At 45.6% G+C, this 15,904-nt stretch carries 19 protein-coding genes and 2 pseudogenes; 6 read left to right on the plus strand and 15 right to left on the minus strand.

The window, feature by feature from the left end:
* Position 1: 1 nt before the first annotated feature.
* The 15 genes and pseudogenes from CS369_RS14460 to CS369_RS14515 form a co-directional block, all read right to left on the minus strand.
* Positions 2-664, minus strand: a complete 663-nt coding sequence (locus CS369_RS14460; RefSeq protein WP_196907665.1) for an EscR/YscR/HrcR family type III secretion system export apparatus protein — start codon at positions 662-664, stop codon at positions 2-4.
* Complete coding sequence (locus CS369_RS14465) at positions 648-1,595, minus strand: FliM/FliN family flagellar motor switch protein (RefSeq protein ID WP_196907666.1); 948 nt, start codon at positions 1,593-1,595, stop codon at positions 648-650. Before CS369_RS14465 ends, CS369_RS14460 begins: the two co-directional genes overlap by 17 nt.
* Complete coding sequence (locus tag CS369_RS14470) at positions 1,592-2,437, minus strand: hypothetical protein (RefSeq protein ID WP_196907667.1); 846 nt, start codon at positions 2,435-2,437, stop codon at positions 1,592-1,594. Before CS369_RS14470 ends, CS369_RS14465 begins: the two co-directional genes overlap by 4 nt.
* Before the next feature lie 100 nt (positions 2,438-2,537).
* A complete protein-coding gene (locus CS369_RS14475; protein WP_196907668.1) occupies positions 2,538-2,927 on the minus strand; it encodes a hypothetical protein in 390 nt (129 codons plus the stop codon).
* A gap of 44 nt (positions 2,928-2,971) precedes the next feature.
* Positions 2,972-4,263 (minus strand): annotated as a pseudogene (gene sctN, locus CS369_RS14480) (type III secretion system ATPase SctN).
* A complete protein-coding gene (gene spaK, locus CS369_RS14485; protein WP_196907669.1) occupies positions 4,263-4,664 on the minus strand; it encodes an SPI-1 type III secretion system chaperone SpaK in 402 nt (133 codons plus the stop codon). Before spaK ends, sctN begins: the two are co-directional and overlap by 1 nt.
* 16 nt (positions 4,665-4,680) lie before the next feature.
* A pseudogene (locus CS369_RS14490) lies at positions 4,681-6,741 on the minus strand (EscV/YscV/HrcV family type III secretion system export apparatus protein).
* Between the two features lie 116 nt (positions 6,742-6,857).
* Positions 6,858-7,535, minus strand: coding sequence for a type III secretion system gatekeeper subunit SctW (gene sctW, locus CS369_RS14495; RefSeq protein ID WP_210769495.1), 678 nt, complete (start codon positions 7,533-7,535; stop codon positions 6,858-6,860).
* Entirely contained in the window at positions 7,508-7,906 is a 399-nt protein-coding gene (locus CS369_RS14500; protein WP_196907671.1) for a hypothetical protein, read from the minus strand. Before CS369_RS14500 ends, sctW begins: the two co-directional genes overlap by 28 nt.
* Positions 7,897-8,931 (minus strand): type III secretion system outer membrane ring subunit SctC, encoded by a 1,035-nt coding sequence (sctC, locus tag CS369_RS23765; RefSeq protein ID WP_244665014.1) that lies wholly within the window; start codon positions 8,929-8,931, stop codon positions 7,897-7,899. Before sctC ends, CS369_RS14500 begins: the two co-directional genes overlap by 10 nt.
* A 3-nt stretch (positions 8,932-8,934) precedes the next feature.
* Positions 8,935-9,237: a secretin N-terminal domain-containing protein gene (locus tag CS369_RS23770; protein WP_244665015.1), complete on the minus strand. Its 303-nt coding sequence runs from the start codon at positions 9,235-9,237 to the stop codon at positions 8,935-8,937.
* Positions 9,238-9,320: 83 nt separating this feature from the next.
* A complete protein-coding gene (locus CS369_RS23775) occupies positions 9,321-9,578 on the minus strand; it encodes a hypothetical protein (RefSeq protein ID WP_244665016.1) in 258 nt (85 codons plus the stop codon).
* A 4-nt stretch (positions 9,579-9,582) separates the two neighbouring features.
* The gene (locus CS369_RS25255) at positions 9,583-9,780 is read right to left on the minus strand and encodes a helix-turn-helix domain-containing protein (RefSeq protein WP_374191068.1); all 198 of its coding nucleotides are present in this window, start codon (positions 9,778-9,780) and stop codon (positions 9,583-9,585) included.
* Positions 9,749-10,339 carry a hypothetical protein gene (locus tag CS369_RS23780; protein WP_244665017.1) on the minus strand — a complete coding sequence of 197 codons (591 nt, stop codon included), beginning with the start codon at positions 10,337-10,339 and terminating at the stop codon, positions 9,749-9,751. The genes CS369_RS25255 and CS369_RS23780 overlap by 32 nt, the downstream gene beginning before the upstream one ends.
* Before the next feature lie 293 nt (positions 10,340-10,632).
* Positions 10,633-10,968 carry a gamma-glutamylcyclotransferase family protein gene (locus CS369_RS14515; RefSeq protein ID WP_196907673.1) on the minus strand — a complete coding sequence of 112 codons (336 nt, stop codon included), beginning with the start codon at positions 10,966-10,968 and terminating at the stop codon, positions 10,633-10,635.
* Between the two features lie 273 nt (positions 10,969-11,241).
* Here CS369_RS14515 and CS369_RS14520 point away from each other — a divergent pair, with 273 nt between their 5' ends.
* The 6 genes from CS369_RS14520 to CS369_RS14540 all read left to right on the plus strand — a co-directional run bounded on the left by CS369_RS14520 (position 11,242) and on the right by CS369_RS14540 (position 15,890).
* Positions 11,242-12,594, plus strand: coding sequence for a diguanylate cyclase (locus CS369_RS14520; RefSeq protein ID WP_196907674.1), 1,353 nt, complete (start codon positions 11,242-11,244; stop codon positions 12,592-12,594).
* 105 nt (positions 12,595-12,699) lie between these two features.
* Positions 12,700-13,029, plus strand: coding sequence for a DHCW motif cupin fold protein (locus CS369_RS14525; protein ID WP_196907675.1), 330 nt, complete (start codon positions 12,700-12,702; stop codon positions 13,027-13,029).
* A 301-nt stretch (positions 13,030-13,330) separates the two neighbouring features.
* Positions 13,331-14,188 (plus strand): hypothetical protein, encoded by an 858-nt coding sequence (locus CS369_RS14530; RefSeq protein ID WP_196907676.1) that lies wholly within the window; start codon positions 13,331-13,333, stop codon positions 14,186-14,188.
* A gap of 5 nt (positions 14,189-14,193) precedes the next feature.
* Positions 14,194-14,529 carry a hypothetical protein gene (locus CS369_RS14535; protein WP_196907677.1) on the plus strand — a complete coding sequence of 112 codons (336 nt, stop codon included), beginning with the start codon at positions 14,194-14,196 and terminating at the stop codon, positions 14,527-14,529.
* 39 nt (positions 14,530-14,568) lie between these two features.
* Positions 14,569-14,844, plus strand: a complete 276-nt coding sequence (locus CS369_RS22605) for a hypothetical protein (protein ID WP_210769496.1) — start codon at positions 14,569-14,571, stop codon at positions 14,842-14,844.
* Positions 14,845-14,846: 2 nt separating this feature from the next.
* Positions 14,847-15,890, plus strand: a complete 1,044-nt coding sequence (locus CS369_RS14540) for a hypothetical protein (RefSeq protein WP_196907678.1) — start codon at positions 14,847-14,849, stop codon at positions 15,888-15,890.
* Positions 15,891-15,904: the final 14 nt, after the last annotated feature.

Raw genomic sequence — 15,904 nt, forward strand, 5'->3', positions numbered from 1 at the left:
GCTATAACGCCAGTTCCAGGTATTGTGTTACCAACCCTTTGGACAATAGCGTCCATCCGTCTAACACAACAAAGAGTACCAATTTAATGGGCACTGAAATAGTTACGGGACTCATCATCATACCGAGCGCCAGCAAAATACTGGATACCAGCAAATCGATAACAACGAATGGCAGATAAAGATAGAAACCTATCTTGAACGCACTCTTTATCTCGCTTAAGGCATAAGCGGGTAATAATGCCAAGATAGAAGTACGCTCTTCTTCTTGCACTTCACTATCGGAATTATCTCCACGTTGAAGGTGAGCCCGCTCAAAAAACTGAGCAAATTCAGCATCAGAATACCTCTCAAGATAATCCCGATAACTATCCAGTCCATTCTCAACAAAATGTAATACCGATTTACTGTCTCTTGTATCGACATTGGCTTGCTGAAATTGCTCATAGCCATTTTTCACCACGGGCAACATGACAAAAAAAGATAAAATCAACGCTACGCCATTCAATGTCATATTTGAAGGAACTTGCTGAAGTCCCAATGCATTGCGTACCATCACAAAAACAATGGAAAATTTTATATAACAGGTTCCACATGCGATTAAAAAAGGAAGAAGCGTTGAAAATGCCAGTATCGCAATCAGAGAAATATCATTGCCGTGAGACATCACCAGCCTCTTGATAAATATCTTTTATTTCAATACCCAAACGATCCTCAATCCACACCAACTCACCCTTGGCAACCGGAACACCATTAGCAATAATGGATATATTCTGTTCTGCATCAGGATGACATGGAATAACCTGACCTTGATAAAAGGATTCCAATTCCGCAACAGTGAGGGTGCTTTGTTGCAATACTACATTGAGCTTTACTTTAATCTCGTCACGCGATCGTACTGGAGTAACAGCTACCTCATTGAGGTGCTTTGACACAGATAATTCATTTTCACTTTCTGACATTGCCGTAACGTCCGTTTCATCAAACATAAATCCCTCCTCAATTTTGATAAAGCGCCCCAAAACATGGTTTGATGAGGCAACCGTACATTCTTCATGATTTACCAGTATCACATCACCACGCTGAACGCGTTTGAGCAAAGCCGTAGAGATATGGCTGTAGCCAATCTGAAACTGGATGGATAAAGGCAGAGCGTCTGCCTTCAAATGGCGGATGCCCTCGTCCAACGTGGGGTGGAAAGGAAAGGTATGCAGCCATACGCGCCCTTGCGATGTCATGCAGGCGTAAGCCTGCGGTGGAACAGATGATGTTTCCACCCGACCTTTGCTTTTCAAACGTTGATATGCGAGGTCTTTCGGTAACCCATCAATAGGCCGTACACAATTGATGAACAGGGTCTCCAACTGATCTGGCGACCACGATGCACTCGACAATGCTGCGCTTTGAGGCACTCGGTGGCAAAACCATCTCTCCAGATCGATAATGCCCTCCCATCCCGTATCTGCAATAAAATGCAGCAGGTGATTGCCTGGCACCAGGCGCTGGCATACGTCAAAGCCTTGGTTTTGCCAGATTTTCACTCTGCGACGCTCGGAGAGTTCGCGCTTTGAATAGCCGCGTAGGTGTTGACCAATCACGCATTTTCCTCATCGGCAAATGTGTTGTGCTCTTTCTTTGGCTGCTCATCTTCCTCAGAAAACACCCATTCCGGATCGCCTTGCCCCTGCCCCTCATAATCCGCTAAGCGTTGATGAACCAACGGATCAGAAACCTGCAACACATGCGGTGCCTTGGCGTGCGCGCCTATCAGCACATTGACCTGATGGCCATCCCCCCAATCCGAAAAGCGGTACAGCAATTGGTTCTCTGACGCCGTTTCATTTAAGGCGGCATTACCGATGTTTCTGAGTATTGCCTCAGAGGGAAGTGGCTGCCGGCCCGCCCCTGCGAACGCGTTATCCGCACCACGCGCCGCTGTCTCATCCGAGAACGTGCGATGTTGCACATCACTAGATAGCGGAATGGCAGAGGGTGAGTGCTCACTTTCAGCCTTGGGGGCAGGCGTTTCTGAAGATATGCGCGTAGAGGGCAAAACAGCCGTATCTGCTACCTGACTGACTATCACGTGGGAAAGTGGTGTATCACGACGCTTCGGAAGTGCAATGGCAGCAGACTGACCATGCAACCCACCGACTATCGCCACCTTTTCCCCTGCACTGGCAGAAAAGACGGATAAATCATGGTGTGGGGCTGTTTTACTCCTTGGTACACCCTTACCGAACGCTATCTCAGTCGCGCTGATATTTACGGTCTTGCTCACCTCGGTGCGCGTTTCTGACTGCGTGGACAGAGTGACTTTTCCTCGTCCGCTTTCTCTCCATTTGCCCAGGCTGGCATGCAGTTCCGGTAGCGCTGCGGTTAGCGAAGCGTGAGAAAACGCTACAGGGGATAAGGCACCTTCCTCGTGTCCTTTCTTCACCTGTTTTGCTTTATGGCATTTAAAACAATGTGTTCTAAACTTTGTGTCGCATTTTCTCCCATACTGGGATTACTGCCAGAAAAAATGGCTTTCACTCCATTTAACGTCGCCATGATATTCTTTCCTCTATCTCGTTATCTTCAATTTTGGCATCTCTGATACGCTTATTTTTTCGAACCTGGTGTTGTAGCGATTCATACTTCTTTATCTTTCTATCAAGCAGCTTCCTTTTTTCGAATATCGCTAGACGCTCCTGTTCACACTTTTCCTGTTCGAGGATTTTTTGAGATTTTTGAACTTTGATGTCCGCCAACTTCTTCTTGAGTGCACCCTGTCGCCGTTGTATTGCAAAGATTTTCGCTTTATTGGTTTCGCCTCCGGGATACAAACTTCGGCTAAGCATCTCAATAGCTGAAATCTCTTTTTCGAAGTTGTCTATCTGGGTAATTAATGTGTTGTGCTCACTTTTTTCTATTGAGCAGAACATCATTACGTTGAATTTTTAAGGCAACATGCCCAACCAACGTTTTCATCTCACGAAGCATGACGTTTCATCTCATCGGTTATCGTATTGAAATCGGCGTGTTCATCGACACGTTGTTTTAACCAGGCAAACAAACGATCGCGTTTATTCATCGCACAGTCGTTCTCTTCATTTTCGCCCGTCTGATATTCCTCCAGATCGACAAAGAGTTGCAGCTCATCAATTTTTGCTAAAACGCGGCGTAGTTCGCCCGCGTAGTGAAGATGTTCACTGTCACAAACCTGGCTAGCAACGCGACTAACACTGTTCAGCACATCAATCGCCGGGTAGTGATTTTGGCCTCCAATTTACGACTCAGATAGATATGACCATCGAGAATTGAGCGAATTTCTTCCGCGATGGGATCCGGCTCATCATCACTTTCCAAAAGAATGGTGTAATAGGCCGTGATACTTCCCGTTTGGGTGACGCCCGGACGTTCCAATAGCTTGGGCAAGGCATCAAATACCGAGGCAGGATAACCACGTCGAGCCGGTGACTCCCCCGTTGCCAGCACCACATCGCGTAGTGCCCTGGCATAACGCGTAATCGAATCAAGGAAGAGCACGACATTCATGCCTGCATCACGAAAATATTCAGCAACCGTGGTTGCAACCTGCGCGGCATTGCACCGATTCAACGATGAATAATCTGAAGTCGCGTAAACCAAAATACACTGGCTCTGACGATCGGACTGACGCAATGCTTCAATGAACTCCGTCACTTCACGCCCACGCTCACCGACAAGCGCAATCACAAAAACATCGGCCTGTGATTGCTCGATAAGCATGTGCATCAAGGTCGTTTTCCCACACCCTGCCGATGCAAAAATCCCCATGCGCTGACCCACGCCGCAAGTAATCAGCCCATCAATGGGTCGGATTCCGGTCAAAAACGGCTGCCGGATACCCACCCGATCCTGATACAGTGGTGGGGGCGCATCTATCGTGCGGCGCTGCCAGGCAAATCCTCGCTCTTCTCCCGCTAATCGCTCCACAACTTCACCAAACGGGTTCAGCACACAACCCAGCAGGTCGTGACTCAGTACTACCGACAGCCCTGTCCCTGTAGGACAAATTACCGCCTCTCGCGACAAACCTTGCGCATTGCCTATCAAACTCAGCACTGTCGTATCGCCATGAAACCCCAATACCTGAGCGCGGGCCAGGATCTCTGGCTGGCTCCAGCCTTGGCGAACTTCGCAGACTTCCCCGACAGTCACACCGGGTAATCGCGCTTCAATGATGGAGCCAGACAGGTGCAAAGGATGTGCCTGTTGACGTAAGAGCTGTCGGTTCGCCATTAGCGAATCACTCCCAAAAAAGCTTCTTGCAATTGGAAAAACTCGTCCATTGCATCTGCAAAGCAAGCACCGTCAGTCAGATAGTAAGGATGTACCAACCCTTTTAATTCGATGGTGTCATTGTTAATGGCAATCTGTAATTGCCCAGTCATCGCAAAATGGCACCCTTCCATAATTTTTTCCTGGATTTGGGCTGATTTATGCTGCAATAACCCGGGGGTGTTTTCGCTGAGCTGCGACCAGATCCATATCTGCTCATCAACATTGCTGATTAACAAACTGGGATAATTTTCAAAATCGAGCGCAATGGTTGAATGACCATCAAAATCACTCAGAATGAATTTATCTACCCCACTATACAGTAGCGCATCACGAACCAATTTTACAATATCAACATACATTTCAGTTCTTCCTTAATTAAATGGTTTTCACCACATTGATTGATACAGTATCGGTTATTTCACTGAACGATATAACTTCAAGATCTTTAAAGCGTGACTCGAGAAAACGCTTTAAGAAACGGCGTATATCCACCGAGGAGAGCACAACTAAATCTTTACAAGACATCGCGACACTCTCCATGGCCAGTGCAAACCGATCAATCAACTCATCTGCCACAACAGGTTCAAGATGAAGGAACACACCAGTTGAGGTATTTCTAATACTCTGACGAATCTGGTCTTCGAACTCTGCGGATAACATAATCACGCGAAGCGAATTTTCCACAGAGAATTTATGGCAAATATAACGTGAGAGTGCGCCACGAACATGTTCTACCAAGGAAATAACTTCCTTTTCACGCGGTGCCCATTGAGCAAGGGCTTCCATAATTAACTGCATATTACGCACCGAAATACGCTCACTCAAAAGACGCTGTAATACTTCAGAAATTCGCTGAATAGTGGCATGACGCATAACTTCTTTCATCAGGTCAGGGTATTTCTCTTCAATTTTTTCGAGAATATGCTTTATTTCCTGAACACCGAAATATTCGTTAACATGACGAATCAACACGGCTGCCAAGGTGTAATACATTTCATCAATACCACTACGCAACTGATACCCTAGCGCCGCAACAGACTCTCGCTGTTCTTCGGCAATCCATTGCATGTTCTCAATGGTAGACACCGATATCCCAAGATGTAGCAGTTCGTCAGAACCGTTAACAACGCGGTATTCATTGAATTTTATTTGAAAACGCTCTGCGCTCATTTCATTGATTAACACAGAGACGGTCTCAGGCTCTATGTGCTCGGACGCTCTCACCGTTATTTCCGGCAGGTTTATCCCATAGTCAATAAAGAATTGGCTGCGAAAACGTTCAGTAATATTCGCCTTTACCAGCATCTGTTCATCGCTTTTGTTAACGACAAGAATCAAGGGCACCGTTTCTGCTGAAACATTATTCAGATTGTTAATGATACCCAGTGAGCTTTCCGCTTCGGCTAACACATCCCCTTCATAAGGTTGATGTGACGTTGCCCCCTCAAGAGCGATCTGTGCCTTCTTGTTTTTCCAACGTTGATAACCGTAAAGTCCGGCGAGCAGCAATGCCAAAATCATAAAGACAGAAAAGGGGAATCCTGGCAGGCTGCTGATGCCCAAGGCAATAATCGCCGCAATCACCAGTACTGAGGGGTTGGTGAACAGTTGATCAACAATGGTGCACCCCATGTTGTCACCATCACCATTGACACGTGTCACAATGAAACCCGCGCCAATGGCGATCAACAGAGCCGGGATTTGAGCAACCAGACCATCACCTACCGTCAACATCGTATAGGTAGAGAGCGCGGTTGACATATCCATGCCATTAATGGATACCCCGACGCTGATGCCACCAATGAAGTTGATGAAGATGACGATAATTCCGGCAATCGCATCGCCCTTGATAAACTTCATCGCACCATCAAACGAGCCATAGAGTTGGCTTTCACGCTCGACCACACTGCGCCGTGACATGGCATCTTCAGCGTCGATGGAACCCGCGCGTAAATCCGCATCAATGCTCATTTGCTTGCCAGGCATGCCATCCAAAGAGAAGCGTGCTGCCACTTCAGCGACGCGTTCAGCACCTTTGGTTATGACTGACCATAAATTGCACGATGGTGACTATCGCAAAAATCACAAACCCACAAACCCAACGATCAGGCTTTCCCCAATAACGAACTCACCGAACGTGGAAATGATGTCACTGGCATCTGCATCGTTTAATATCAGGCGACTGGTACTCACTGATAGCGCTAATCGAAACAACGTCGTAATCAACAACACAGAGGGAAATATTGAAAAAATCAGTATTTTATCAATATAAAATGACGCTAAAAAAACCAGAATGGACAAAACAATGTTTAACCCAATCAAGAAATCGAACAAATAGGTTGGCAGAGGAATAACCAACATAGAAATGATCACAACAATCAATATAAGAATAAAGAGTTCCGGATGGTTCCTTACCCGATTTAAAAAGTCAATCATCCTATCAACCTGTTTTATTCAACTTATGTATAGAAATTACTGTGCTGTTTTCCGCTGTTCAATTCGTTCGTGGTATAATGCTATATTGAGTCTTTCTTCAAAATACATCAATAATTTTATTCTTTCTTCCTCTGAAAAAAAACTTCATGAGGTAATTTTTTGCAATAGTAGTAAATCATTTGTAAAACTACCGCTCGATTTTTATTTTCCGCAAAACGTAAATGGTGACCTACTATTTGCGAAAGCAACATATCCACATCATCGGAGTGTTCGATCATGCCGAAGAGCAATAGCAGCCAGGTCTCTTCTTTTTCATAAACATCGCGAATAAGGGGGTTCTTGAGTAACCCCTGCACAAACAAAATATCACTCGATCGAATGCGCTTAATTTGCTTTATTCTTTCCTGAAGAAAGAAAAACTCCGAGTGACTACAGCTGGGATCAGCCGCGTCAATATCTGCCAACAGCGCATCTTCCATAAACGTGGTCAGGATCCCGCGATTTTCAACGCCATAGGTCGATATCCACGTTTGGTACTGCATCAGGTCCGTATCATCATTGGCTAAAAAGCTTCGATAGCTCTCACGCAGTAATGTGGGAGTCATCTTGAGCGTCGAGCCTAATAACCGAGCCTTTAACGCAACATTAATTCCGGCTTTTAAGCGCTTGGGGTCCGCTTCTTTTTCAACTTGGGACAGCAGCGCTTTGAGACGTTTCCGGCGTATCTCATCCAGATTTCGTCGATACAACAACTCGCGTAAAACCATCACCAGATCGCTCTCATCTGGGAACAATGCGCGCCTGTTGTAAAAAACGCGTAATAGCCGCCCCCTTCTTTCCCATTCAGGGCTTGAATCAGCTTGCTCACCTTCGGCTGAGCATCATCATCTAACACGCGCTCAAAGCTGCTTTCTTCCATTGCGCTTGATTTCTTTTCATATTCCCTGCGCTGGCGAAAACGTCCCGCTACCGCAGACATATCATCCGCAGCGTTATACAACTTCTGTGCTCTGGCTGCGGGAGAAAGATCTTCCATATCCTGCATTTCATCGCCAGATGAAACATTATTCTGTTCAGCAGAAACGTTTTTTTCTGCATTCTGCTTCTCTCGTCGAGCCATCTGAAGCTGGAGAGAAGAGCTACCAGACCCAACGCTTATCGCCATTTTTGGCTGTCCAAATAATTGGTCATCCAGTTTTGCAATTGATCGTTACCCAGATCTTTGCGTATATCGTTAATCATCGTGTGTGCATCCGGTGATAACGGTGCATCAATCTCTCTTGGCTGAATCAGGAATACCCGAACCATGCTTGATTCTCGGTCGCGAGAATATTGGAACAGTTTGCCAAGCAGGGGAATGTCACCTAGTAAGGGGATTTTCCCTTCCACGGTGCTTCTTTCATCATGGATATACCCACCAATCAACAAGCTTTTTCCTTTCGGTACGCGGGCGATGGTGCTGATATTGGTTCTGCCGACTTCAGGTAACGTGGAATCGTTAGTTTTTGTTGTATCAAACTGGTTACCATCTTCAACGTTCAGCATCATTTCAATTTCCCCGTTCGCGGTAAAACGAGGAAGTACACTGACCAAGGTACCGTAGGTGACGTTTTCTAACTGGGCGGTGCGCTCACCCACCAGGCTGGCATAGAAGGTTCGGCTGTTGTCAAAAATGGCCGGAATATTTTCCTGGGTCAGCAGCATGGGGCGGGAAACAATGTTGGCTTTTTTCTTTTCACTCAATGCCAATGCCGTAACCATAAAGCTGGCGCCATCAATGGTGCTCGTGCCGCCGTTAAGCGAAATACCCAGATTGCCTCCGACATTCAGATTGCCGCTCCACTGAACGCCAAGATTGTCGAAAGCTTCTTTTTGTAAATCCACAATCCAAACAGAAAGTTCAATATGCTGCTTGGCGACATCCAAGGTTTTCGCCAGATTACGAATATATTCAAACTGCTCAGGGCTTCCTCGCACCAGAAGGCTATTGGTTCCCGGCTCGGCAATAACACTCACTTCACTGGCGTCGCGTGCAATATTCGCTGCTGCCATCGCATCTTCATGCGCATAGCTGTCAAGCAAATTCTGCGGCAGATCGAAAGTATCCAGCTCGGCTTTGACCTGTTTACGCGGCACCACCTGTATACTTCTCCCTGCCGTCGGTCCGGTACTGATAATTTTATTTATCACCGTCTAAATGCCTGGAATGACGATTTTTTCATCGCGGTATTTAAAGGAGCGGTCTTCAACAAAAGTGTTGTGTAGCTGAATCACGGCAATGCTCTCTCGCCCGTCGAAGGTATCATTTTTTTGATCGAGATATTTCGCCGTACTCGTGATCAGATCGACATAGATTGGTGGGCCAGACACATAAAAAGTGGAATTGCGATTATCCGAACGCAGAGGAAAGCGAGGATCGTGCAAACCAGAATTCTTCAAAAAGCTTTCAACCGTGCTGAATGAAGTATTACGCAAAACGATAACTGCATTACGCATTTCGGTTGCGTCATAGACATAAATCGCCTGGCCATCACTGTACCAAATCAGTTCAAGCTGCTCGGAACCGATACCTGCACATCCTACGGACGGCTCAGATCAAACTCACCGGTGACTTTTTTACGTGCCGCTAGCTTACTTAAAATCACGGGTTTCCTCATGGCAGCAGAGATAGCATCAAAAATGCCATTCACACTCTCCTGCCGGGCCATATATCCGCTTCCCTGGCGAGAAGATTGATTATTCTCATTTACTGTTTCTGCAAATGCCTGTATTGGTATTAGTACAAACAGCAATATGGCTATTGATGCCCGTATTTTTTTCGAAAAATCTGTACTCATCTTTTTAACTCGTTTGCAATAATTTCTTCAAATTCCTTGGCGAAACACCAATCACTTTTTTCACCTCATTGGAGAAATGAGAAAGTGATGCATATCCATGATTCATTGCGATAGTCGTTAAATTATTATCGCCATTAATCAATTCAAACAGTGTCTGCCCCAGACGCCAATCACGTAGCGCAGATTTTGCCGTATTGCCCAATGCGCGCCGCGATAAACGTCGAAAATGAGAAACCGAGAGCCCATAACGAGCACGTTTGCGTCTGCAAACGCTGGGTGGAATTACTTCGATAAGAATCAAAAAGAAACTCAACCAGGGCATACCATTCAGATTGTCTCAATACATTGGAAAAACACGCCAGGCCTTCCGTTCCCAACAACGCCTGATGCAGCAGCCAATATTCCAGCTCCTTTTGCTCAGGCTCGTTGCCGAGTGTCGTTGGCATGCTTGCCATCAGCGATCGTGGGCAGTGAGTACTTTCTTTATTCATTGATTTATCGATAAACACTTGCAGTTTCGCCAGTAACGTAAAATCAAGAAATAAACAATCTACTTCACCGTGCTCAACGGTAACTGTGGCCGGTGCGATGGCAAGCAAACGTCGCTGGTTGGCAGGGATTGTGCATTCCGCCGTATTTGCTTTGTCGCGAAAGCGAAGGTAACATTCTTGCCCATTGTTCTGTGCCAGTAATAAAGCATACTGAGAGAACTGATATTCCTCGCCAACATTAAGCTGACGGTATTGCCCCATATCTTCCATTGATTAGCTCTTTTGCATCCAAACGTTCGATGCAGTATAAAGTCTCGCCAATGGCATTCCTGATGAGATAATAATGGCTGGCCTTCCTGCTTCCGGCACCGCCATCAACTTATAGGAGGGAATAGCTTTTTTTATATTTTATTTCATAAAGATAATTAAAGTTAAATGAACATAATCCGAATCAACATTGACAGGATTAAAGATAATGACAGCGGACGCGGTGCACGTAAAAAACGCTTTTTTTATAGCAGGCCCAACGTCATACGTGGAAAGGCAGTACTCACGCCGCCGTATTAGCGAGCTTCCGGTACCACCATGTAGATGAAAGAGGTGACGATCTCTCCCTCTTTTGTCGTGACGTCTACCGGCACCCTGACATACTCCTCACCTTCAAATTCATCAAGCGCATCCCAATGCTCTGCCAGGCGCGCAGAGTAAAACAGATATCCCTCAACGCGGTTTCCGGTGTTATCGAGAACGATCCCCGGATACCCCATACCGGCCCCCCACGCTGCATCAAGCAGCGAACCTGATACGGAGCCGTGCACCCAGGAGCCGCCTATCGATTCCAATAGATGCGCATTTTCATCCCCTGGCATCAGCGTGCCGTATACAAAGAGACTGTCCATACTGCTCCTATCCTGTTAACAATGATGTATCCAGCTCCGATGGCGAGGAGCGTCGCATGACGTTTAACGTAACGCAGCAGAGGGATCATTATCAATATTGCCGATGAGCGAACCCGCACTCCCTCAAAGCAGTCCATTGATCTAGAGGCAAGGTTGTCTCTGTAATATTTCTAAATCCATTTCATCAATACCAGATACTTTCTCCTCTCCGTAACGTGTATTCTTATTCTATTGCGCCAATTGCCTGCATACATTTTGGACGTACCGATAATAATGAAAAATGATGAAGAAAAACCATTGGGCTTCGACGAGGTCGATGTAAACCATCTCTTTGAATTTCTCCATCACAACTCTGATTGGGTATGGGAAGTCGACGCACAGGGCCGTTATACCTGGGCCTCTGAGGTGGTCACCGAACTACTGGGATTTACCCCGCAAGAAATGATAGGCAAAACTCCGTTTGATTTTATGCCGCCGGGTGAAGCAGAACGGGTTGGGCAAACATTCGGTGAAATTGTTGCGGCCAAAAGACCTTTCTCTGGCTTGGTGAATCGCAATCAACGGGCTGATGGCCGAATTGTGGTTCTGGAAACCAGCGGCATTCCTTTGTTTGGTCCCGACGGTGAGTTGCGCGGTTATCGCGGCGTTGATCGCAATATATCAACGCTCGGTGAACGGGTTTTGCAGTTGGAAACCATCTATGACACCACGCCCGTTGCACTCTGCATGATCGATCGTGCGGGTCGCCTTGTGATGTCCAACAAGGCCATGATGCGTTTGCTGAATCACAGCGACGAGCCTGCGTCAGAACTCCATGTATCAACCATGATGCCCGATTGTTGGTCCCAATTTGAAACCGATTTCACACTGGCCGACAAAGGGTGGGATATCCCTAGCCGTGAGGTTACCTGCCTCGATCGCTGCTATTACACCCAGCCAGTGCCAGTGCGGGATGCCAGTGAGAACGTGGTGGGGCTTTCCGTCACCTGGGTTGATATAACCCGACGCAGTCAGGCAGAGCAAAAGCTCGCCGACGCCAATAAAGTACTGCAACAATATGCGCAACACCACCACCTTACCGGGCTGTTTAACCTCCGTAAGATGGACAAATGCTTGATTGAAGAAATAACCCGCACCCTACAGAAACGCATCCCACTCTCGGTGTGTCTCGCTGATATCGACTTTTTTAAACACTACAACGATACGTTTGGCCATCAGGCAGGCGATGACTGCCTACGCACGGTAGCAAAAACGCTGCTTTCTTCCCGGTTGCGCAGCGACGATAACGTTAGCCGCTACGGCGGCGAAGAGTTTCTGGTGATTTTACCGCATACCGACAAGGCGGGAGCGGTAACCGTTGCCGAGCGCCTGCGGGAAAACATTCATGCACTGCGATTACCGCACAGCGCCAGCGCGACGGGTTACCTTACTATCAGCATCGGCGTTGCAACGCTCAACAGCGATCAGACCAGCCCAGAAGACAGGCCGCTGCATATGATTGCCAGCGGACTGATTCACCATGCGGATACCGCACTTTACGCGGCCAAAAACCAAGGGAGAAACCGGGTGGTCGCCGCCCCGGATGACGATCAACGAGACGCGCCCCGTCATCCCCTCATTTGGTGATACACATGCAAGACCAAAGGTAGTGATAACTTCACTTGAAGCGGAGTAACGATATCTGCTAACAATGAGGGTCCTGCACGCAAATCATAATAAGGTAACCTCAAGATGCACATGGCAAATATTCCGTTTGGTATCACCGATTGGTCACTGATTGAACCGACAACGCACAGCGGCGACGTCGGTCATGCACTATGGCGTACACAGCATTTCGGCGATATTCGCGTAAGAATGGTGGAGTACTCCGCGGGATACATTGCGGATCACTGGTGTAAAAAAGGTCATGTTCTTCTTTGCCTTGAAGGCGGGCTGCTCACCGAACTGGATGACGGCAGAACCTTTACCTTAACGCCCGGCGTTAGCTATCAAGTCGCAGACCAGGCAGAAGCACATCGCTCTACATTCCCCAAAGGCGCCAAGCTGTTTATTGTTGACTGAAAACGCAGACAGTGTGTTGTGTGGCGCTGAATACAGAGCCGACCGAGAAGGTAATCTCGGTACAGGAAATACATGCGCAAATTAAAGATTAATCTACACTAACCAAGAAAGAGCCAGCGTGAGTACGCTGGCATTTTTATGGGGGAAGATAATAGAATTGTTCACATCTATAACGTACTTTAAATAATAAATGCATCATCAAAGGAAGGGAGAAAATAGCCCACACCCTCAGTTAGGATTATTCTTTATAACGATGAAATAAATATGATGCCTATAGTTCATTTTTTGAATGGAGTCAAAAATGCCTATTTCATTTATACAGCATCGTCTATCGACAGCATGTTATTATGATAAATTTTGCAAGAATAAGCATGAGAAAGCTTTAGAATCAATTAATTCAAATCCCTCTGTAAATGTTCACGATTTTAGCTCAAAAATTAGCCATGTAGAAAACTCACCGAGAATATTTAGCCCATCATCAACCCCATTTTTCGCCCGAAGAAGTGCAATGGCAACTACCATTCAACTCGTGCTGTTGTTTAATTATTTAAATCGAGCTGATGCCACCTCTTTTGCTTATAAAGAGAATTCATTGTCAATTGTGGACAATGACACCTCGCTTACTAAACGTAATCATTTTATTGAAAATTATCCGGCTGCTATGTCTCTTGCTGACGACGGGCATGTTTCCTCTCAGTCTTTATGGCTGACAGAACGAGAACAGGGAGGGATATCATATGCTAATAGCAGTAGCACGATTTTCATCAATGAGAATAGTCACATCCTTTGTGATGATCAAAAAAAGAATGCACTGATTTCGGCCATTAAACACTATCTGGTGTCTGATGGGCAATTAAGCATCGAGGAAGGTCATGACTTTGAACTGTCATTGAAAAAATGGGCAAAAACCGGTCCTCTTTTTATTACTCCACTGGTGGAGAGTACAGATCGAATAAAGCGAGCATTGATGCCTGAGTACGATCCTCGAACCGCAGAACATATAAAAGAACACTGCGCCTTTGAGGAAGAAATACTCAATCCTAACGGCGAGAATGAAGAAAAAATGCTTTTATTTCAATCTTATAGAGCGGAGAACCCCTTTATGATGATACTGAGGGAGGCCCCTCGCCCGAAGCTCGGGGCGCCGCCGAGGGATTAAATATTGTGACGGATCTGCTGACGCTGGGGATAAAACCGTTAATTGGTAAGCTCATTGCGAATGCAAAACGCCGTGAGTACTATAAAAATCACGGTGATAAAATTTGTGCTGAACGCTTTCGTCGACTAAATATTGCTGAGATAGCAACATCTCTTGATGTTGATAGTATCGCATTCAAATTCCGCGGCGTTGCCCGTAACGTGAAACCGACTGAATTGCTGCATACCATTCCGGGTCAGAAAAGAGCAGCTTATTATGTTCAGAATCCACAAAACGGGATAAAAAAAGAAATCTTAATTAAACTTCAGCCGGGTAATACCGCTATTCATACTGAAGGATGAGAGATCTTCCTGAAGCCGACAGAAAAACCCAATGAATTTATGACATATCACCCACATGCTGCAAAACCTGAGTTGCTACAAAGAAGAGTTATTGTTAATGAGGAGAGCCTCTCGTGGCGCTTTTCCGACACCTTCGACGCGACTAACCTTAATATTGAAGTGCGAGAAGGGAAACAGCAAATACAGTTATATGGAGAATATTATGTTCTTAACAAAAATGGAGAAGGGAAATTTGAGATAGTGGTGCAGAAAATGTCTGGAGCCCCAAATTTTTTCCAGTATGCCATGAACCATTATCTAAAACCTGGCACTTGAGTGTGCATAACCGTCATTCTGTTTTTACTCGTGAACAGGAAAATATTATTAATACCATCCGAGTTGAACAAGACAGGAACTTCAACTATATTCCATATGTCAATAATAACTCACAGTATTACGGCTCGGGGAAAATTTATCGCGCAGAAAAAGTTGGCGATGACTCACATTATTCCTGGGGACGATATATTGAAATGAATGGGGAAATTGTACCGGTGAAAGAAGTCGTCTCTCCCGGGCGAGGCGTTCATTATGAGGTGTATAATAGTAATTATCCTGATAAAGAACATCATTTGGTATCCTGGGACGGTAGACGCTGGGTATTTGAGCGTCCAACGTCTGTTCATGTGTCAAGTTCGCTTGAAACGCAGATTACCTCAGATATGTTTACTCATAATATTGATGTAACGCATCTCTCTTCTCCGGATAAGAATGGGTTGCGATGGGATGAAAACAACAATAGTTATTTGAATGTCAAAAACCAGTTTATTCGTGTGAAAAAGGTAGGCAATAACCGTTTTCTGCTGATTAAAACGGTGCATGACCCCAAGATGGTTCTTCGACTCAAGAATAATCAGTTTTACAAGGAAAATCTTACCGAAAGGCTGGATAATATATTGAAAGTTGGGTTGAGTGGTAAAGAAAGAAAAACGGCACTCAATTTACTCAAGGATGTCGATGGTTATACTGAATCTTCAGCACGAGAATTACTCTCTGAGTATAATTTTAATAAGAGTGGAGTCCTCAGTGATTATTCATTTGCATTGGAAATTAAGAGCACAGGGAAACCAACCTTGTGGTCTAAAATATTCAAGAAAAATAAACCATTAAATAATATTTCTTCACAGTCCCAGCCAGCAGGGAGGGCGAAGTTAAACTTACCAAACAATAAAGCTGGTTTTAATTTAGGAGATAAGATAGGCGAGGGTGTATTTGGAGAGATTTTTGTTGATGCGGATGATAATAGATATCTTATCAAATTATATAAATCACCTAGCCATCTCGTGGCTGAAAAAATAGCCAAACATGAGACCGAGATGTTTTAGCGATATTATGGTGA

This window comes from Candidatus Symbiopectobacterium sp. 'North America', from assembly GCF_015762685.1.
Taxonomy (GTDB): domain Bacteria; phylum Pseudomonadota; class Gammaproteobacteria; order Enterobacterales; family Enterobacteriaceae; genus Symbiopectobacterium.